Below are 16,713 nucleotides of genomic sequence, written 5' to 3' on the forward strand. Positions count from 1 at the left end.
TCTTCGCGGGCTCATCCGCGAAGCGCGCTGCGGGGTCAGCCTTTTCTCAAATGATCATCTGGCCTGTACCACCAACTTACCTACCGCTTTCCTTTGGCCCAGCTGCTCGATCGCCGCGCCCGCCTCGGCCAGCGGGTAAGTCTTCGATACCAGGGGCTTCAGCTTGCCCTCGGCATGCCAGGCAAACAGCTGGCTGAAGTTGGCCGCATTGTCCTGCGGCTGGCGCTGGGCAAAGGCCCCCCAGAATACCCCCAACACCGCGGCGCCCTTGAGCAGTACCAGGTTGGCCGCCATCTGTGGAATCGTCCCGCTGGCGAAGCCGACCACCAGCAACCGCCCGTTCCACGCCAGCCCGCGCACGGCCTGGTCGAACAGTTCACCGCCGACCGGGTCATAGATCACATCTACCCCTTGGCCGCCGGTCAGACGCTTGATTTCCTCCTTGAGGCTGGCCTGGCTGTAGTCGATCAGCTCGTCCGCACCTGCAGACTTGGCCACAGCCAGTTTCTCGGCGCTGCTGGCAGCTGCGATCACCTTGGCGCCCATCGCCTTGCCGATCTCCACGGCCGCCAGGCCGACGCCACCGGACGCACCTAGCACCAACAGGGTTTCCCCTGGCTGCAACTGGCCGCGCTGCTTGAGCGCGTGCATCGAGGTGCCATAGGTCATGCCAAAGGCGGCAGCGGTGGTGAAGTCCATGCTTTCGGGGATGGGCAGCACGTTGTAGAACGGCACGGCCACCTGTTCGGCGAACGCCCCCCAGCCGGTGAGGGCCATCACTCTGTCCCCGACCTGTAAGGCACCGGCGCGCTCGCCCACAGCGGCAACGACACCCGCCGCCTCGCCACCTGGAGAGAACGGTAGCGGTGGCTGGAACTGGTATTTGCCTTCGATGATCAGGGTATCTGGGAAGTTGACCCCGGCCGCATGCACCTCGAGCAGAATTTCGTTTTTCTTCGGTACCGGGCTGGCCACCTCTTCCAGAACCAGGTTGCGTGCGGGCCCCAAGGTTTTACACAACACAGCTTTCATCGGGCTATTCCTTTGCGGGTAGTGGCCGATAAGTGTAGGAGGGCGACCTGCCGGGTCAACGAGCATGGCTCGCCCTGATGGGGCGGCATAAGCCCGGGCTTGGGTTTGGGTCGCATGCTGGGTAAGCTGGCGCCAATTGTTTTGAGGAGCGAATTCGTGAAAGCGTGGATCTTGATGGTGCTGGCCCTGATGCTGCCAGCGGCGGCTCTGGCCGAAGAAGCCAAGGAAGGAGCCCCCAAGGTCTCCTATATCAGCCTGAGCCCGCCCTTTGTAGGCAACTATGCCCTCGATGGTGGCCCCAGGTTGCGCGTGTACAAGGCTGACGTAGCCCTGCGCGTGACTGGCGACGAGGCAGCCAAGGCGGTCAAGCACCACGAGCCGTTGATTCGCAACCAGCTGGTGGCGCTGTTCACCCAGCAGGGTGTGGATAACTTGAGCAACGTCGAAGCGAAGGAAAAACTGCGCCAAGAGGCACTCAAGCAAGTGCAGCAGGTGATGGAAGCAGAAGAGGGCAAGCCGATTGTCGAGGACCTGCTGTTCAATAACCTGATCGTGCAGTGAACGAGATCCAGGCTGGCCCCTTCGCGGGGCCGGTCATGTGCTTAGCGCAATGATCGCCGCCCACTGCTCTGCGGTCACCGGCATCACCGACAGCCGAGTGCCTTTCTGAACCAGCGGCAATTCCTCCAGCGCGCTTTGCTGCTTGAGCAAGCCCAGCCCCAGTACCTGCCTGAATGTCTTCACGTGCGCCACATCCACGGCGCTCCAAGGGTTCTTTTCGGCAGTGGCCTTGGCGTCGTAGTAATGGCTCTGAGGGTCCAGCGCAGTCGGGTCCGGGTAGGCCGCTGCAGTGATTCGGGCGATCCCGGCAATGCCAGGTTGAGGGCAGCTGGAGTGGTAGAAGAAAAACTCATCGCCTACGTTCATGGCGCGCATAAAGTTGCGCGCCTGGTAGTTGCGCACGCCGTCCCAGCGAGCTTCGCCCAAGCGGCCCAGGCCTTCGATCGAAAGCTCATCGGGCTCGGATTTCATCAGCCAGTAGGCCATGGATACTGCTCCTGAAAAGGTTTGAAATAACCTGTTGCACGAAACCGACAGCCGGTTGGCGTCAACGTTTGCGTGTCGACTCAGGTTGTCGGAAAATGCGCCGATTTTAACGTCATATGCTCCGGCGGCACCAAGAAGGTCGCCGAGCCAGTAAGTATGCCTAGGGGGGCATTCTTCGATGAATCAACGCAAACCGGACCTGCTCTGGGTCCTAGTCTTCATTTTTGGTCTGGGTGTGGTTACCACCGGTTACGCGCAAGGTATCTGGGAGCGCAAGCTCGATACCGCGTACCAGACACCGGTCGAAGCCGGCCAGCAGCAGCGCTGAACCGTCCCCGCTGACGCCGGTTATTTCGGCGCCAGGTACCAGGCACGGTCCGAAACCGTGCCCTGCAGTGGTACATCCCAGCTGGCCTGCGCCAGTCGTTCGACCTTCTGGCATTCATGGGCCAGCCCCAGCAGCAGGGGTTTTTTCCATGTCTTGCGTCGCGCCTGGTAAGCCAGGCTGCGATCGTAGAAGCCCCCGCCCATGCCTAGCCGCCCGCCGGCTTCATCGAAGCCCACCAGTGGCAGCAGGATCAGGTCCAGCGACCAGATCGGGCGCTGGCGCTTGCGGTCAGTCAGCGGCTCTGGAATACGGAAACGGTTGCGCTTGAGCCGTTCACCCTTCTCGAACCGCTGGAACACCATGCGCGTACGCGGCCAGGCGTGCAGTACCGGCAAGTAAGTACGTTTGCCGCGCCGTTGCGCCTCGCGCAGTAGCAGCTGCGGGTCGATTTCACCGTCGTTGGGGAGGTACAGGGCGATGTGCCGGGCGCGGCGGAAAAGCGGGTTTTGCGCCAGCTGCCGATACAGCCCAAGGGAGGCTTGGCGTTGCTGGGCTGGCGTGAGCGCGCGACGGGCATTGCGAAGCAGGCGACGAAGCTGGGGGCGTGTGAGCGGCGCGGTGTCGGTCATGGCACGGGCGTTCCCAGGTGTCGAAGCTAAAAGCGAGAACTGCCCACCGGGGTGGGCAATCGAAAACAGGCTCCCCGATAAGACCGCTATCGGTGTAGCCCTTGAACCCGAAAGTTCAAGGTGGAGATTGCAGGGGGCGTTAAGGCTTTCCGTCGGGCGGACATGCACACCGGCCCCAGCGTGCAACCCCCGTGGTTGTGCGTATCGGCTCAGGGACATAACCGACTGGCGCATCCACCAGGGAGTGGCGCCAGTATACCAACCTCAGCCGATTTTGGTATCCGTGTCGTCGGACAAAGCCTTGTCGACGCGATCGAGCAGGTCGCGGACCTGTTCGCGGGTGGCGCTACCAGCGGGGGCGTCGGTGCGGTCGTCCTGGCGGTGGAGCATCTCGTGGGTGATGTTCAATGCGGCCATCACCGCGATCCGGTCGGCACCGATCACCTTGCCGCTGCTGCGGATCTCGCGCATCTTGCCGTCCAGGTAGCGTGCCGCGCTGACCAGGTTGTTGCGTTCTTCCGGCGGGCAGATGATCGAGTATTCCTTGTCCAGGATCTGCACGGTGACACTATTGCTTGAGCTCATGAGTCTTGCTCCAGGGCCTTGAGGCGTAAGATCATCGACTCGACCTTGCGCTTGGCGATCTCGTTCTTTTCGATGAGGTGGGCGCGCTCTTCGCGCCAGGATTTTTCCTGAGCTACTAGGAGTGCATTTTGCCGTTTAAGTTGCTCGACCCGCTCGATCAGCGACTCGAACCGGCTCATCAATGCTTGCAGGTCGTTCTCTTGCGTGGGTTGCACTCGATTCGCTCCGTCATGAATCACCCGTCGATGATGCCTCTCCCTGAGCGGTGACGGCCAGTGCCGATGGTCTTGGCGCGCCTGCCGGTGCTAGGATACAAGGCCTTCATTCTAGTCAAATGCGCCGTCTGGCGCCTAGCCGCCCATGCCTAATACCCAATCGCCCTACACCGCATTCGCCGCACTGCTCTCGAGCAACGGCCACCCTGTTTCCCCCGCCGAGCTGCACGGCCTGCTGATTGGCCGCAGTTGCGCCGGTGCCGGCTTCGACGCCGATGCCTGGCTGGCCGATGCTGCCGGGGTGCTGGAAAACGAACCTGAAGACAATGTGCGCGCTGCACTGATCGGCCTGCAGGAGATGGTCAAGGCCGAGCTGACCGGCGAGGACATTGCCATCGTGCTGCTGCTGCCAACCGATGAAACCTCGCTGACCGAGCGTGCCACGGCCCTGGGCCAGTGGTGCCAGGGCTTCATCGCCGGCTTCGGGCTGAATGCTGGCGGCAAGGACCTGTCCACTGATGCCAAGGAAGTGCTCCAGGACCTGGTGGCCATTTCCCAGGTCCAGGAAGCGCTGGAGGAATCCGAGGACGGCGAAAGCGACTACATGGAAGTCATGGAGTATCTGCGCGTTGCGCCGCTGCTGCTCTACACAGAGCTGGCCGCGCCCGCCGCGCCCGCGCCAAAACCTTCGCTGCACTGATCAACCGGGGGTAGTCTTGCCCATGAGCCGCATACCCAAGGCCGAATATGCCCGTCGGCGCAAGGCGCTGATGGCGCAGATGGTCCCCAACAGCATTGCCATCCTGCCGGCTGCCGCGGTCGCCATTCGTAACCGCGATGTCGAACACGTGTACCGCCAGGACAGCGATTTCCAGTACCTGAGCGGCTTCCCGGAGCCGGAGGCGGTGATTGCGCTGATCCCGGGGCGCGAGCATGGCGAGTACGTACTGTTCTGCCGCGAGCGTAATCCCGAGCGTGAGCTATGGGACGGCCTGCGGGCCGGCCAGGAAGGTGCCATCCGCGACTTTGGCGCGGACGATGCCTTCCCGATCACCGACATCGACGAGATCCTCCCAGGCCTCATCGAAGGTCGCGAACGGGTCTACAGCGCCATGGGCAGCAACCCCGAGTTCGACCGCCGGCTGATGGACTGGATCAACGTGATCCGCTCCAAGGCGCGCCTTGGCGCCCAGCCTCCCAACGAGTTTGTTGCCCTGGATCATCTGCTGCACGACATGCGTCTGTATAAATCAGCGGCGGAAGTGAAAGTGATGCGCGCCGCTGCAGACATTTCTGCACGCGCCCATGTGCGGGCCATGCAGGCCTGCCGGGCAGGGCTGCACGAGTACAGCCTGGAAGCCGAGCTGGACTACGAATTCCGTAAGGGTGGGGCAAGAATGCCAGCCTACGGGTCGATCGTCGCGGCTGGCCGCAATGGCTGTATCCTGCACTATCAAGAAAACAATGCCGCGCTCAAGGACGGTGACCTGGTGCTGATCGACGCCGGTTGCGAAATCGATTGCTATGCCAGCGACATCACCCGCACCTTCCCGGTCAGCGGGCGTTTTTCGCCTGAGCAGAAGGCCATTTATGAATTGGTGCTCAAGGCCCAGGCCGCTGCCTTCGCCGAAATTGCTCCCGGCAAGCACTGGAACCACGCCCATGAAGCGACCGTGCGGGTAATCACCGAAGGGCTGGTGGAGTTGGGGTTGCTCAAGGGCAAGGTGCAGGCGCTGATCGAAAGTGAAGCGTATCGCGCCTTCTACATGCACCGTGCCGGGCACTGGCTCGGCATGGATGTGCACGATGTGGGCGAGTACAAGGTCGGCGGCCAGTGGCGAGTGCTGGAGCCCGGCATGGCGCTGACCGTCGAACCGGGTATCTACATTGCCGCCGACAATCAGCAGGTCGCGAAGAAATGGCGTGGCATCGGCGTAAGGATCGAGGACGACGTGGTGGTGACCAGGCAAGGTTGTGAAATTCTGACGTCGGGCGTGCCCCGGACGGTCGCCGAGATCGAGGCGCTGATGCTGGCGGCACGTAAGGACGCGGCATGAACCGAGTCAACCTGGCGATCATTGGTGGCGGCCTGGTCGGCGCCAGCCTGGCGCTGGCCCTGCAGGCTGGCGCCAAGGCGCGTGGCTGGAAGATCCTGCTGATCGAGCCGTTCGCCCCGGGCGACAGCTTCCAGCCCAGCTATGATGCACGCTCCTCTGCGCTATCGTTCGGTACCCGGCAGATCTATCAGCACCTGGGCATGTGGCAAGCGATCAGCCCGCGTGCCGAGCCGATCCGGCAAATTCAGGTCTCGGACCGTGGGCGCTTTGGCTGCACCCGCCTGGATGCGCTGGAGGAGGGTGTGCCAGCGTTGGGCTACGTGGTCGAGAACGCCTGGCTTGGCCAGTGCCTTTGGCAAGGGCTGGACAGTGAGGTGGTGAGCTGGCGCTGCCCGGCCGAAGTGAAGGCGATGCAGGCTGTTGCCGGTGGTTATCGCTTGCAGCTGGACGATGACACCAGCCTGGAGTGCGACCTGGCAGTGCTGGCCGACGGTGGCCGCTCGGGCTTGCGCGAGCAATTGGGCATACATGTGCGCCGCACGCCGTACGAGCAGAGCGCGCTGATCGCCAACATCACCCCAGGCGAATCCCATCGCGGGCAAGCCTTCGAGCGTTTTACCGAGCAAGGCCCCATGGCACTGCTGCCGCTGCCCGAGAATCGCTGTGCGTTGGTCTGGACCCGTCAGGGTATGGACGCCAAGCGCCTGGCCGAGATCGACGAGCGCAGCTTCCTGCGCGAGCTTCAGGATGTATTCGGCTATCGCCTCGGCGCCCTGCGCCAGGTCGGCGCACGGCATCTTTACCCGCTGGCACTGGTCGAAGCCCAGGAGCAGGTGCGCCCTCATCTGGTTGTATTAGGCAATGCCGCGCACAGCCTGCACCCCATTGCCGGGCAGGGCTTCAACCTGTCGCTGCGTGACGTGCAGGCGCTGGCCGACGCGCTGCTGGCCGGCCCGCAGCAGCCAGGCGATCTGGCGACCCTGCAGGCGTACCATCGACGCCAGCAACTCGATCAGGCCATGACCATCGGTTTTTCCGACCAGGTCACCCGCCTGTTCGGCAGCAACCAGCCATTGTTGGCCGCTGGGCGCAACATCGGTTTGCTTGGGCTCGACTTGCTGCCGCCGGCAAGAAGCTGGTTCGCCCGCCAGGCCATGGGCTTGGGCACCCGCCCTGATCCGCGGGGTCAGGCATGAGCAACCCGCGCAAGCTGGCGCGCCGGGCGCGCATGCTGCGCTGGCTGCTGAACCTTTACCCACCGTACCTGGGTGCTGGCATTCGCATTCAGCACATCAGCCCAGACATGCGCAGTGTCAGGGTGCGCATGAAGTTGACGCGCTGGAACCGCAACTACGTCGGTACCCAGTTTGGCGGTAGCTTGTATTCGATGGTCGATCCGTTCTACATGCTGATGCTGATCGAACTGCTGGGCCGTGAGTACATTGTCTGGGACAAGGCAGCCAGCATTGACTTCATCACACCCGGCAAAGGCCCGGTGTATGCCGATTTCCACATCGAAGACGCACTGCTGGATGAGATCCGCCAGCAGACCGCCGGTGGCAAGAAATACCTGCCACGTTTGCAGGTCGATGTCCGTGACGGTGCCGGCGAGCTGGTGGCGCGGGTCGATAAAACCCTATACGTGCGGCTAAAGCCGCAAGCGAGGCAGGCGTAAGGCATGGAAATGCGCGCAGATCTGTTGATTGTCGGTGCTGGTATGGTCGGCAGCGCCTTGGCCTTGGCGTTGCGCCACAGTGGCCTGGAAATACTCCTGCTCGACGGTGGTTCGCTGACGGTGAAGCCGTTTGACAGCGATGCGCCATTCGAGGCGCGGGTCAGCGCCCTCTCGGCGGCCAGCCAGCGCATCCTCGAGCGGTTGGGCGCCTGGGAAGAAATTGCCAAACGGCGTGTTTCGCCCTACTCGGACATGCATGTCTGGGACGGCAGCGGCACTGGGCAGATTCACTTCTCCGCCGCCAGCGTGCACGCGCAGGTGCTTGGCCATATCGTCGAAAACCGGGTGGTGCAGGATGGCCTGCTGGAGCGCCTGCATGACAGCGATATCGGCCTGCTGCCCAACGCCCGCCTGGAGCAGATGCGCCGTTCTGGCGATGAGTGGTTGCTGACCCTGGCCGATGGTCGCCGCCTGCGGGCGCCGCTGGTGGTGGCTGCCGACGGTGCCAATTCGGCGGTGCGGCGCCTGGCCGGCTGCCAGACCCGTGAATGGGATTACCTGCATCACGCCATCGTAACCAGCGTGCGCTGCAGCGCTGCACACCAGGCTACCGCCTGGCAGCGCTTCACCGATGAAGGGCCGCTGGCCTTTTTGCCCTTGTCGCGAGACGGCCAGCAGGGCTGGTGCTCGATCGTATGGTCGACCACGCCGGAGCAGGCCGAGCAGTTGATGGCGCTGGATGATCACGCTTTCCTCAAGGCCTTGGAGCGTGGCTTCGAGGGGCGACTGGGCCACGTGCTGCACGCCGACCCTCGGGTCTGTGTGCCGTTGCGTCAGCGCCACGCCAAGCGCTACGTGGATGAGGGGCTGGCACTGATCGGTGATGCCGCGCACACCATTCATCCGCTGGCTGGGCAAGGCGTGAACCTGGGTTTTCTCGATGCAGCGGTACTGGCTGAGGTGCTGGCGAAGGCGTGCGAGCGGGGTGAACGGCTGGCCGATGTGAAAGTGCTCAGCCGTTATGAGCGCCGACGCATGCCGCACAACCTGGCCTTGATGGCTGCGATGGAGGCCTTTGAGCGGCTGTTCCAGGCCGATCCGCTGCCGTTGCGCTGGTTGCGTAACAGCGGCCTGAAGCTGGTGCAGCAAATGCCCGAGGCCAAGGCGCTGTTCGTGCGCCAGGCGTTGGGGCTCTCAGGCGACTTGCCGGACCTGGCCAAGCCTTGAGATTGAGGGGCCGCTTTGCGGCCCTTTCGCGGCACAGGGCCACTGCTGGAAGCGTTCGCGTACCCTTGCAACATCTGGTAACGGCTGGGTAGGTGAGCCAGGAAATGGGATTCACTACCATTTGCGCCTCTCATACGATTCGAGGAGTGCATCCCATGTTGCCACGCAAGCCCCTACTGGCCGCCCTGGCCCTGACGCTGTTCGGTGGCAACGCCCAGGCGGCGGACGAAGTAGTGGTGTACTCCTCGCGCATCGACGAGCTGATCAAGCCGGTGTTCGACGCCTACACCGCCGAGACCGGCGTCAAGATCAAGTTCATCACCGACAAAGAAGCCCCGCTGATGCAACGCATCAAGGCCGAGGGCGACAACGGGGTGGCCGACCTGCTGCTGACCGTCGATGCCGGTAACCTGTGGCAGGCCGAGCAGATGGGCATCCTGCAGCCCATCGAGTCGACCATCATCGACCAGAACATCCCCGCTCAGTACCGCGCCTCGTCCCATGAATGGACCGGCCTGAGCCTGCGTGCACGGACCATCATCTACTCCACCGAGCGCGTCAAGCCTGAAGAGCTGAGCACCTACGAGGCGCTGGCAGACAAGCAGTGGGAAGGGCGCCTGTGCCTGCGCACGGCGAAGAAGGTCTACAACCAGTCGCTGACCGCCACCCTGATCGAGAACCATGGCGAGGCCAAGACCGAACAGATCGTCAAAGGGTGGGTCAACAACCTGTCTACCGACGTGTTCTCTGACGACAACTCGGTTATCCAGGCCATCGAGGCCGGCCAGTGCGATGTGGGGGTGGTGAACACTTACTACTACGGCCGCCTGCACAAGCAGAACCCGGACCTGCCCGTGAAGATCTTCTGGCCTAACCAGGGTGACCGTGGCGTGCACGTCAATCTGTCCGGTATCGGCCTGACCAAGCACGCACCGCATCCGCAAGCGGCCAAGAAGCTGGTGGAGTGGATGACCGGGGAGCAGGCGCAAAAGCTGTTCGCCGACATCAACCAGGAGTTCCCGGCCAATCCGAAGGTCAAGCCATCGGACGAGGTCCAGGCGTGGGGCAGCTTCAAGGCTGACAGCATCCCGGTCGAGGTGGCGGGCAAACGCCAGGCTGAGGCCATTCGCTTGATGGATCGGGCTGGCTGGAACTAAGCCCCAGGCTTTATCCTTCTGAGGCCCGCAGGGGCCTCTTCGCGGGGCAAGCCCGCGCAGCGGTTGCCATCTGCCACAGAGACAGTTGCCTTGCCCCACGCTCCCCAACGCCGCTGGTACCTCCCGGTCATCCTGATCGCCGCCCTCGTGCTCCTGCCCTTGAGCGTCTTGCTGCTGTCCTGGCAATCGATCGACGTGCAGATCTGGTCGCACCTGCTCGACACCCAGATGAGCCGCCTGCTCGGCAACACATTAACCTTGGTGGCGGGCGTAGGCGCAGGCGTCACCGTGCTCGGCGTTAGCCTGGCCTGGCTCACCAGCCTTTGCCAGTTCCCCGGCAGGCGCTGGCTGGACTGGGCACTGATGCTGCCGTTTGCCATCCCCGCCTATGTCTTGGCGTTCGTCTTCGTCGGCCTGCTTGATTTCGCCGGCCCCGTGCAGAGCGCCTTGCGTGAAGTGTTCGGGCCCATGCGCCTGCCGCGGGTGCGCTCCACCGGCGGGGTGATTGTGGTACTGGTGCTGGTGTTCTACCCGTATGTCTACCTGCTCGCACGCACGGCATTCCTGGCCCAGGGCAAGGGGCTCATGGAAGCGGCGCGGGTGCTGGGCCTTTCGCCGCTGCAAGCCTTCTGGCGGGTTGCCCTGCCCATGGCGCGGCCGGCCATCGGCGCAGGCATCGCCCTGGCCCTGATGGAGACCTTGGCAGATTTTGGCGCGGTGGCGGTGTTCAATTTCGACACGTTCACCACTGCCATTTACAAGACCTGGTATGGCTTCTTCAGCCTGTCCAGCGCGGCCCAGCTGGCCAGCCTGCTGTTGCTGGCGGTCATGCTGGTGCTGTACGCAGAGCGCCGCGCTCGTGGTGCCTCGCGCAGCGCCAATGAACGCCCTCGGGGTCAAGCCCTCTATCACCTGCGCGGGGTGAAGGCACTGCTGGCCAGTGGCTGGTGCCTGCTGGTATTTGCCTGTGCCTTCGTCATCCCGGTGCTGCAGCTGCTGGTATGGTTCTGGCAGCGTGGGCGGCATGACCTGGACGAGCGCTATGTCAGCCTGGTGCTGCACACCCTGTACCTGGGCGCCATGGCAGCCTTGATCACGGTGTGCGTCGCGCTGGTGCTGGCCTTTGCCCGGCGCCAGGCGCCGACTGGCGGCATCCGTGCCGGGGTCGGCCTGGCCAACCTGGGCTATGCCTTGCCCGGCTCTGTGCTGGCGGTTTCGATCATGCTGGCCTTCAGTTACCTGGACAACCGCCTGGTGATCCCCCTGTCGACGTGGCTGGGCGGGGCAGGCAAGCCCTTGCTGCTGGGCAGCCTCGCGGCATTGCTGGTGGCCTATCTGGTACGTTTCATCGCCGTAGCCTATGGGCCACTGGAAGGCAGCCTGGAGCGCATCCGCCCGTCGTTGCCCGAGGTTTCACGGAGCCTGGGTGTGGGAGGGGCGAGATTGTTTTTCAAAGTGTATATGCCGCTGCTGGTTCCCGGTGCACTCAGTGCCGCACTGCTGGTCTTCGTCGATGTGCTCAAGGAAATGCCCGCGACGTTGCTGATGCGGCCCTTCGGCTGGGATACCCTCGCCGTACGGGTGTTCGAGATGACCAGTGAAGGCGAGTGGGCCCGTGCCTCACTGCCTGCCTTGACCTTGGTGCTGGTTGGCCTGCTGCCGGTCATCGGCCTGATTCATCGTTCAGCCAGGCGCCCTGGTCACAGTCACTGAGGGTGCCAGCCCGCGCCCTTGCGGCTACAATGCGCGGCATTCGCGCGACGGGTCCTACAAGAAGAGCTGACGACCAAACGTCATCGACCGCCGCCGCTTCGCCACGCCCGGAAGGAGAAACCCATGGGACAGCGCACGCTTTTGTACGACTTGCACCTGGCGCTAGGCGCCAAGACAGTCGATTTCGGTGGCTGGGACATGCCCCTGCACTACGGCTCGCAAGTCGAAGAGCACCATCAGGTGCGCAGTGACTGTGGGGTGTTCGATGTTTCCCACATGACCGTGATCGACATCGATGGCACCGAGGCCACCGTCTGGCTGCAGCGTTTGCTGGCCAACGACGTTGCCCGCCTCGGGAGTGTCGGCAAGGCGTTGTACAGCCCGTTGCTCAATGACGAGGGCGGGGTTATCGATGACCTGATCGTCTACCGTACGGAGAATGGCTACCGGCTGATCACCAATGCCGCTACCCGCGCCAACGTACTGGCGTGGCTGGAGGCCCGCAGTAGCGGCTTTTCGGCCGAATTCAAGGTGCGCCCTGACCTGGCCATTCTCGCCATCCAGGGGCCCCAGGCCCGCGAGAAGGTCGCTGCCTTGCTCAGCGCTTCGCGCGCGGCGCTCATCCGTGAGCTGCGCCCGTTCGAAGGGATCAGCGAGGGCGACTGGTTCATTGCCCGCACCGGCTATACCGGTGAAGACGGGTTGGAAATCATCCTGCCAGGCCATGAGGCCGTGGCCTTCTTCAACGACCTGGTCGGCGCTGGCATCGCCCCCAGTGGCCTTGGCGCCCGCGACACCTTGCGCCTGGAAGCCGGCATGAACCTGTACGGCCAGGACATCGACGAAGCCCACACCCCGCTTACCTCCAACCTGGGCTGGAGCATCGCCTGGGAGCCGGCCGAGCGCGATTTCATCGGCCGCGCTGGCCTGCTGGCGGAAATCGAGCGCGGCGTACAGGACAAATTGGTCGGCCTGGTGCTGGAGGAGCGCGGTGTTTTGCGCGCCCATCAGGTGGTTCGCGTTGCCGGCATTGGCGAAGGGGAGATCACCAGTGGTAGTTTCTCTCCTACGCTGAGCAAATCCATTGCCCTGGCGCGTGTACCCATGGCCACCGGTGATCGTGCCGAGGTCGAGATCCGCGGCAAGTGGTACCCGGTGCGGGTGGTCAAACCGACCTTCGTGCGTCACGGCAAGATTCTGATCTGAACAATCAACGGCGGGCCGACCGCTGACCCAATCGAGGAATACAAGACATGAGCAATATCCCCGCCGATCTGCGTTTTGCCGAAAGCCACGAGTGGGCGCGCCTGGAAACCGACGGCACTGTGACCGTGGGCATCAGCGACCACGCTCAAGAGGCCCTGGGTGATGTGGTGTTCGTGGAGCTGGCAGAGGTTGGCAAAGTATTCGCTGCCGGCGATGCGGCTGGCGTGGTCGAGTCGGTCAAGGCCGCTTCGGATATCTATGCCCCGGTGGGTGGCGAGGTGATCGCGGTCAACGAAGACCTGGCCGACAACCCGGAGCTGCTCAACGAAGACCCTTACGGCGCCTGGATCTTCAAGCTCAAGCCAAGCGACAAGGCCGAGCTGGACAAGCTGCTGGATGCTGATGGTTACCGCGCCGCTATCGGCGAGTGATCATGCTGGCCTCATCGCTGCCTTGCCAGCGATGAGGCCGGTACTGGCGAAGCAAGTTTTCCCGCAGTATCGGCAATCCTTCCTAGACTTATAAGTCTCCACGAGGCCTGGTCTAGGAAGAGAGCGTCGTCATGTCCCAGTCGCCGTCCCTGCATCAACTGCAAGAGCTCAACCCATTCCTGCGTCGTCACCTGGGGCCTGATGCCTCGGAGCAGCAGGCCATGCTCAGCGCCCTGGGCTTGAGCAGCCGCAGCGAGCTGATCGAGCAGACCGTCCCGCCGGATATCCGCTTCAACCGCGCCCTCGACCTGCCTGCCGCCCTGGATGAACAGGCTGCGTTGGCCAAGCTCGCCAGTTATGCCGAGCAGAACCAGGTGTGGACCAGCCTGATCGGCATGGGGTACCACGGCACCGTCACGCCAACGGTCATCTTGCGCAACGTGCTGGAGAACCCCGGCTGGTACACCGCCTATACGCCTTACCAGCCAGAAATCGCCCAAGGCCGGCTGGAAGCCCTGCTCAACTTTCAGCAAATGGTCATCGATCTGAGCGGCCTGGCCCTGGCCAATGCCTCACTGCTCGATGAAGCCACCGCCGCAGCCGAAGCCATGGCCTTGGCCAAACGTGTGGCGCGCAACAAGAGCAATGCTTTCTTTGCCGATGAACACTGCCACCCGCAGACACTGTCGGTGTTGCGAACCCGGGCTGAAGGTTTTGGTTTCGAACTGATCGTCGACGCTGTGGATAACCTTGCCCAGCACGAGGTATTCGGCGCGTTGCTGCAGTACCCGGATACCCATGGAGCAGTGCGTGACCTGCGCCCGCTGATTGACCAGTTGCACGGCCAGCATGCCCTGGCATGCGTGGCGGCAGACCTGTTGAGCCTGGTGCTGCTCACGCCGCCGGGTGAACTTGGCGCAGACGTAGTGCTTGGCTCGACCCAGCGCTTTGGCGTGCCCATGGGCTACGGCGGCCCGCACGCGGCCTATTTTGCCTGCCGTGACGACTACAAGCGGGCGATGCCGGGGCGCATCATCGGCGTGTCGCGTGATGCCCGTGGCAACACCGCCCTGCGAATGGCCCTGCAGACCCGCGAGCAACACATCCGCCGCGAAAAAGCCAACTCCAACATCTGCACGGCCCAGGTACTGCTGGCCAACATCGCCGGTTTCTACGCGGTGTACCACGGCCCTGAAGGCTTGCAGCGCATCGCGCAGCGCGTGCATCGGCTGACCGTCGTGTTGGCTGCCGGCCTTGAGGCCAAGGGCATCAAACGCCTCAACCAGCATTTCTTCGACACCCTTACCCTGGAGGTCGGCGGTGCCCAGGCGGCCATCATCGAAAGTGCGCAAGCGGCGTGCATCAACTTGCGCATTCTGGGCCGCGGCCACCTGGGTGTGAGCCTGGACGAAACGTGCAGCGAAGACACCGTGCTTCAGCTGTTCGACATCTTTCTTGGCGTGGATCATGGCCTTGAGGTCTCCGCGCTTGACCAGCAGGCCCTGGCAGGCGGCATTCCCGCCGGGTTGCAACGGCGCACGCCGTTCCTTTCCCACCCTGTGTTCAACCTGCATCACAGCGAAACGCAGATGCTGCGCTACCTCAAGCAGCTGGAGAACAAGGACCTGGCGCTGAACCAATCGATGATCCCGCTGGGTTCCTGCACCATGAAGCTCAACGCCACCAGCGAAATGATCCCCATTACCTGGCCCGGGTTCGCTCAGCTTCATCCCTTTGCGCCCGAAGCTCAGGTCGTGGGTTACCAAGCGATGATCGACGAGTTGGAGCGCTGGCTGTGCGCTATTACCGGTTTCGACGCCATCTGCATGCAGCCCAACTCGGGTGCCCAGGGCGAATACGCCGGGCTGATGGCAATCACCCGTTACCACCGCAGCCGTCATCAACACCAGCGCACCCTGTGCCTGATCCCTTCGTCGGCCCACGGCACCAACCCTGCTTCGGCGCAGATGGCAGGCATGGAAGTGGTGATCGTCGACTGCGATGACCACGGCAACGTTGACCTCGACGACCTCAAGGCCAAGGCCCATGCTGCAGGCGAGCGTCTTTCCTGCCTGATGGTTACCTACCCGTCGACCCATGGTGTGTATGAGGAGGGCATTCGGGACATCTGTGAAGTCGTTCATAAGCAGGGCGGGCAGGTGTACATGGACGGCGCCAACCTCAATGCCCAGGTCGGCCTCACGCGGCCGGCCGACATTGGCGCCGATGTCTCGCACATGAACCTGCACAAGACGTTCTGCATCCCGCACGGCGGCGGGGGCCCCGGCATGGGGCCGATTGGCATCCGCGCGCACCTCAAGCCGTTCGTCGCCAGTCATCCGGTGGTGCCGGTGCCGGGCCTGGACCCGAACAACAGCGCGGTCAGCGCCGCGCCCTGGGGCAGCGCGAGCATCTTGCCGATCAGCTGGATGTACATCGCCATGATGGGGCCGCAACTGGCCGATGCGAGCGAAGTGGCCATCCTGTCGGCCAACTACCTGGCCAGCCAGCTTGATGGTGCCTTCCCGGTGCTTTACAGAGGCCGAAACCAGCGGGTGGCGCATGAGTGCATCCTTGACCTGCGGCCACTCAAGGCCATTACCGGGATAACGGAAGAGGATGTGGCCAAGCGCCTGATGGACTATGGCTTCCATGCCCCCACCATGTCATTCCCGGTTCCTGGGACCTTGATGATCGAACCTACAGAGAGCGAGTCCAAAGCCGAGCTGGACCGGTTCGTCGAAGCCATGCTGGCGATCCGGGCGGAGATCGAAGAGGTGCAAGAGGGTCACTGGCCGGCGCAAGACAATCCGCTCAAACATGCCCCGCATACCCTGGCCGATGTGCTGGCGCCGTGGAGCCGGCCTTACAGTCTTGAGCAGGCGGTGGCCCCCAGCGCTCACGTGCGCCAGCACAAGTACTGGCCAGCGGTGAACCGGGTCGACAATGTGTACGGGGACAGGAATCTTTTTTGTGCGTGTGTACCGGTGGAGGCGTATCGCTGAGTTGAAGCTGGGGCTGCACGGCAGCCCCAGGGCCTTACTCGGCTATGGCATTCTTCGCCAGGATGGCATTTGCCAGTTCCATGTCGCTGGCTTGCATACCTGGGTTCTCAGCCCGCACCTGGCGCATTGCCGCCTCCAGGAACGGCCCACGAATAGCACCTTCACTGGCCACGAAGCTGCCGGCGTCTTCCTGCGCCGCGACGACCAACTTGTGATCTTTGGAGGTCAGGTAGGTCGATGCCGTGGTCGCGCCGGAAGAAATCACGTTGCGCCAGAAGGTATCGGCCATGGCGGAGCCAATGGGCAGCGAAAGCAGGGCAGCGGCTGCGATGGCGGTTGGGAGACGCATGATGAAACACCTCGAAGGGTGAGGGCTGATGGAGCCCGATTTGATTGCGCCTGCGGG

Annotated in this window: 18 protein-coding genes and 1 other RNA gene; 12 read left to right on the forward strand and 7 right to left on the reverse strand. The window is 63.3% G+C overall.

What is annotated here, in order from left to right; all coding sequences use genetic code 11:
- Window positions 1–54: 54 nt before the first annotated feature.
- Window positions 55–1,032, reverse strand: a complete 978-nt coding sequence (locus JNA92_RS15280) for an NADPH:quinone oxidoreductase family protein (protein ID WP_241805478.1) — start codon at window positions 1,030–1,032, stop codon at window positions 55–57.
- A gap of 156 nt (window positions 1,033–1,188) precedes the next feature.
- On the opposite strand from JNA92_RS15280, the gene JNA92_RS15285 reads away from it, so the two are divergent.
- Window positions 1,189–1,593 (forward strand): flagellar basal body-associated protein FliL, encoded by a 405-nt coding sequence (locus JNA92_RS15285; RefSeq protein ID WP_241805479.1) that lies wholly within the window; start codon window positions 1,189–1,191, stop codon window positions 1,591–1,593.
- Window positions 1,594–1,626: 33 nt separating this feature from the next.
- Here the strand turns inward: JNA92_RS15285 and JNA92_RS15290 are convergent, their stop codons facing one another.
- Complete coding sequence (locus JNA92_RS15290) at window positions 1,627–2,079, reverse strand: EVE domain-containing protein (protein ID WP_241805480.1); 453 nt, start codon at window positions 2,077–2,079, stop codon at window positions 1,627–1,629.
- 178 nt (window positions 2,080–2,257) lie between these two features.
- Between JNA92_RS15290 and JNA92_RS15295 the strand changes: the two genes are divergently transcribed.
- Complete coding sequence (locus JNA92_RS15295; RefSeq protein ID WP_241805481.1) at window positions 2,258–2,407, forward strand: hypothetical protein; 150 nt, start codon at window positions 2,258–2,260, stop codon at window positions 2,405–2,407.
- A gap of 20 nt (window positions 2,408–2,427) precedes the next feature.
- Here the strand turns inward: JNA92_RS15295 and JNA92_RS15300 are convergent, their stop codons facing one another.
- The 4 genes from JNA92_RS15300 to JNA92_RS15315 form a co-directional block, all read right to left on the reverse strand.
- A complete protein-coding gene (locus tag JNA92_RS15300) occupies window positions 2,428–3,036 on the reverse strand; it encodes a 5-formyltetrahydrofolate cyclo-ligase (RefSeq protein ID WP_241805482.1) in 609 nt (202 codons plus the stop codon).
- A 67-nt stretch (window positions 3,037–3,103) separates the two neighbouring features.
- Window positions 3,104–3,283, reverse strand: a non-coding RNA gene (gene ssrS / locus JNA92_RS15305) — 6S RNA.
- 17 nt (window positions 3,284–3,300) lie between these two features.
- Window positions 3,301–3,621: a cell division protein ZapA gene (locus JNA92_RS15310; RefSeq protein ID WP_241805483.1), complete on the reverse strand. Its 321-nt coding sequence runs from the start codon at window positions 3,619–3,621 to the stop codon at window positions 3,301–3,303.
- Entirely contained in the window at window positions 3,618–3,800 is a 183-nt protein-coding gene (locus tag JNA92_RS15315) for a TIGR02449 family protein (protein ID WP_042112137.1), read from the reverse strand. The genes JNA92_RS15310 and JNA92_RS15315 overlap by 4 nt, the downstream gene beginning before the upstream one ends.
- A gap of 181 nt (window positions 3,801–3,981) precedes the next feature.
- On the opposite strand from JNA92_RS15315, the gene JNA92_RS15320 reads away from it, so the two are divergent.
- The 10 genes from JNA92_RS15320 to gcvP all read left to right on the forward strand — a co-directional run bounded on the left by JNA92_RS15320 (window position 3,982) and on the right by gcvP (window position 16,307).
- Window positions 3,982–4,536 (forward strand): YecA family protein, encoded by a 555-nt coding sequence (locus JNA92_RS15320; RefSeq protein ID WP_241805484.1) that lies wholly within the window; start codon window positions 3,982–3,984, stop codon window positions 4,534–4,536.
- 22 nt (window positions 4,537–4,558) lie between these two features.
- Window positions 4,559–5,893 carry a Xaa-Pro aminopeptidase gene (pepP, locus tag JNA92_RS15325; RefSeq protein WP_241805485.1) on the forward strand — a complete coding sequence of 445 codons (1,335 nt, stop codon included), beginning with the start codon at window positions 4,559–4,561 and terminating at the stop codon, window positions 5,891–5,893.
- Window positions 5,890–7,089: a 2-octaprenyl-6-methoxyphenyl hydroxylase gene (ubiH, locus tag JNA92_RS15330; protein WP_241805486.1), complete on the forward strand. Its 1,200-nt coding sequence runs from the start codon at window positions 5,890–5,892 to the stop codon at window positions 7,087–7,089. The genes pepP and ubiH overlap by 4 nt, the downstream gene beginning before the upstream one ends.
- Window positions 7,086–7,568, forward strand: a complete 483-nt coding sequence (locus JNA92_RS15335; RefSeq protein WP_241805487.1) for a DUF4442 domain-containing protein — start codon at window positions 7,086–7,088, stop codon at window positions 7,566–7,568. The genes ubiH and JNA92_RS15335 overlap by 4 nt, the downstream gene beginning before the upstream one ends.
- Before the next feature lie 9 nt (window positions 7,569–7,577).
- Window positions 7,578–8,795, forward strand: a complete 1,218-nt coding sequence (locus tag JNA92_RS15340; protein WP_241805700.1) for a 2-octaprenyl-3-methyl-6-methoxy-1,4-benzoquinol hydroxylase — start codon at window positions 7,578–7,580, stop codon at window positions 8,793–8,795.
- 155 nt (window positions 8,796–8,950) lie between these two features.
- Entirely contained in the window at window positions 8,951–9,952 is a 1,002-nt protein-coding gene (locus tag JNA92_RS15345) for an extracellular solute-binding protein (RefSeq protein ID WP_241805488.1), read from the forward strand.
- A gap of 90 nt (window positions 9,953–10,042) precedes the next feature.
- Window positions 10,043–11,665 carry an ABC transporter permease gene (locus JNA92_RS15350; protein ID WP_241805489.1) on the forward strand — a complete coding sequence of 541 codons (1,623 nt, stop codon included), beginning with the start codon at window positions 10,043–10,045 and terminating at the stop codon, window positions 11,663–11,665.
- Between the two features lie 123 nt (window positions 11,666–11,788).
- A complete protein-coding gene (gcvT, locus tag JNA92_RS15355) occupies window positions 11,789–12,871 on the forward strand; it encodes a glycine cleavage system aminomethyltransferase GcvT (protein WP_241805490.1) in 1,083 nt (360 codons plus the stop codon).
- A 47-nt stretch (window positions 12,872–12,918) separates the two neighbouring features.
- Window positions 12,919–13,302, forward strand: a complete 384-nt coding sequence (gene gcvH, locus JNA92_RS15360; RefSeq protein ID WP_241805491.1) for a glycine cleavage system protein GcvH — start codon at window positions 12,919–12,921, stop codon at window positions 13,300–13,302.
- A 131-nt stretch (window positions 13,303–13,433) separates the two neighbouring features.
- The gene (gene gcvP / locus JNA92_RS15365; RefSeq protein WP_241805492.1) at window positions 13,434–16,307 is read left to right on the forward strand and encodes an aminomethyl-transferring glycine dehydrogenase; all 2,874 of its coding nucleotides are present in this window, start codon (window positions 13,434–13,436) and stop codon (window positions 16,305–16,307) included.
- A gap of 34 nt (window positions 16,308–16,341) precedes the next feature.
- Here the strand turns inward: gcvP and JNA92_RS15370 are convergent, their stop codons facing one another.
- Entirely contained in the window at window positions 16,342–16,656 is a 315-nt protein-coding gene (locus JNA92_RS15370; RefSeq protein ID WP_241805493.1) for a DUF2388 domain-containing protein, read from the reverse strand.
- Window positions 16,657–16,713 lie beyond the last annotated feature (57 nt).

The organism is Pseudomonas putida, assembly GCF_022627325.1.
Lineage (GTDB): Bacteria > Pseudomonadota > Gammaproteobacteria > Pseudomonadales > Pseudomonadaceae > Aquipseudomonas > Aquipseudomonas putida_X.

Coding starts and splice junctions, on each gene's coding strand:
- JNA92_RS15340 (WP_241805700.1), top strand. CDS start 7,578: ATGCGCGCAGATCTGTTGATTGTCGGTGCTGGTATGGTCGGCAGCGCC.
- JNA92_RS15345 (WP_241805488.1), top strand. CDS start 8,951: ATGTTGCCACGCAAGCCCCTACTGGCCGCCCTGGCCCTGACGCTGTTC.
- gcvT (WP_241805490.1), top strand. CDS start 11,789: ATGGGACAGCGCACGCTTTTGTACGACTTGCACCTGGCGCTAGGCGCC.
- JNA92_RS15300 (WP_241805482.1), bottom strand. CDS start 3,036: ATGACCGACACCGCGCCGCTCACACGCCCCCAGCTTCGTCGCCTGCTT.
- JNA92_RS15320 (WP_241805484.1), top strand. CDS start 3,982: ATGCCTAATACCCAATCGCCCTACACCGCATTCGCCGCACTGCTCTCG.
- JNA92_RS15315 (WP_042112137.1), bottom strand. CDS start 3,800: ATGAGCCGGTTCGAGTCGCTGATCGAGCGGGTCGAGCAACTTAAACGG.
- JNA92_RS15290 (WP_241805480.1), bottom strand. CDS start 2,079: ATGGCCTACTGGCTGATGAAATCCGAGCCCGATGAGCTTTCGATCGAA.
- JNA92_RS15335 (WP_241805487.1), top strand. CDS start 7,086: ATGAGCAACCCGCGCAAGCTGGCGCGCCGGGCGCGCATGCTGCGCTGG.
- JNA92_RS15295 (WP_241805481.1), top strand. CDS start 2,258: ATGAATCAACGCAAACCGGACCTGCTCTGGGTCCTAGTCTTCATTTTT.
- ubiH (WP_241805486.1), top strand. CDS start 5,890: ATGAACCGAGTCAACCTGGCGATCATTGGTGGCGGCCTGGTCGGCGCC.
- JNA92_RS15370 (WP_241805493.1), bottom strand. CDS start 16,656: ATGCGTCTCCCAACCGCCATCGCAGCCGCTGCCCTGCTTTCGCTGCCC.
- pepP (WP_241805485.1), top strand. CDS start 4,559: ATGAGCCGCATACCCAAGGCCGAATATGCCCGTCGGCGCAAGGCGCTG.
- JNA92_RS15280 (WP_241805478.1), bottom strand. CDS start 1,032: ATGAAAGCTGTGTTGTGTAAAACCTTGGGGCCCGCACGCAACCTGGTT.
- JNA92_RS15310 (WP_241805483.1), bottom strand. CDS start 3,621: ATGAGCTCAAGCAATAGTGTCACCGTGCAGATCCTGGACAAGGAATAC.
- gcvP (WP_241805492.1), top strand. CDS start 13,434: ATGTCCCAGTCGCCGTCCCTGCATCAACTGCAAGAGCTCAACCCATTC.
- gcvH (WP_241805491.1), top strand. CDS start 12,919: ATGAGCAATATCCCCGCCGATCTGCGTTTTGCCGAAAGCCACGAGTGG.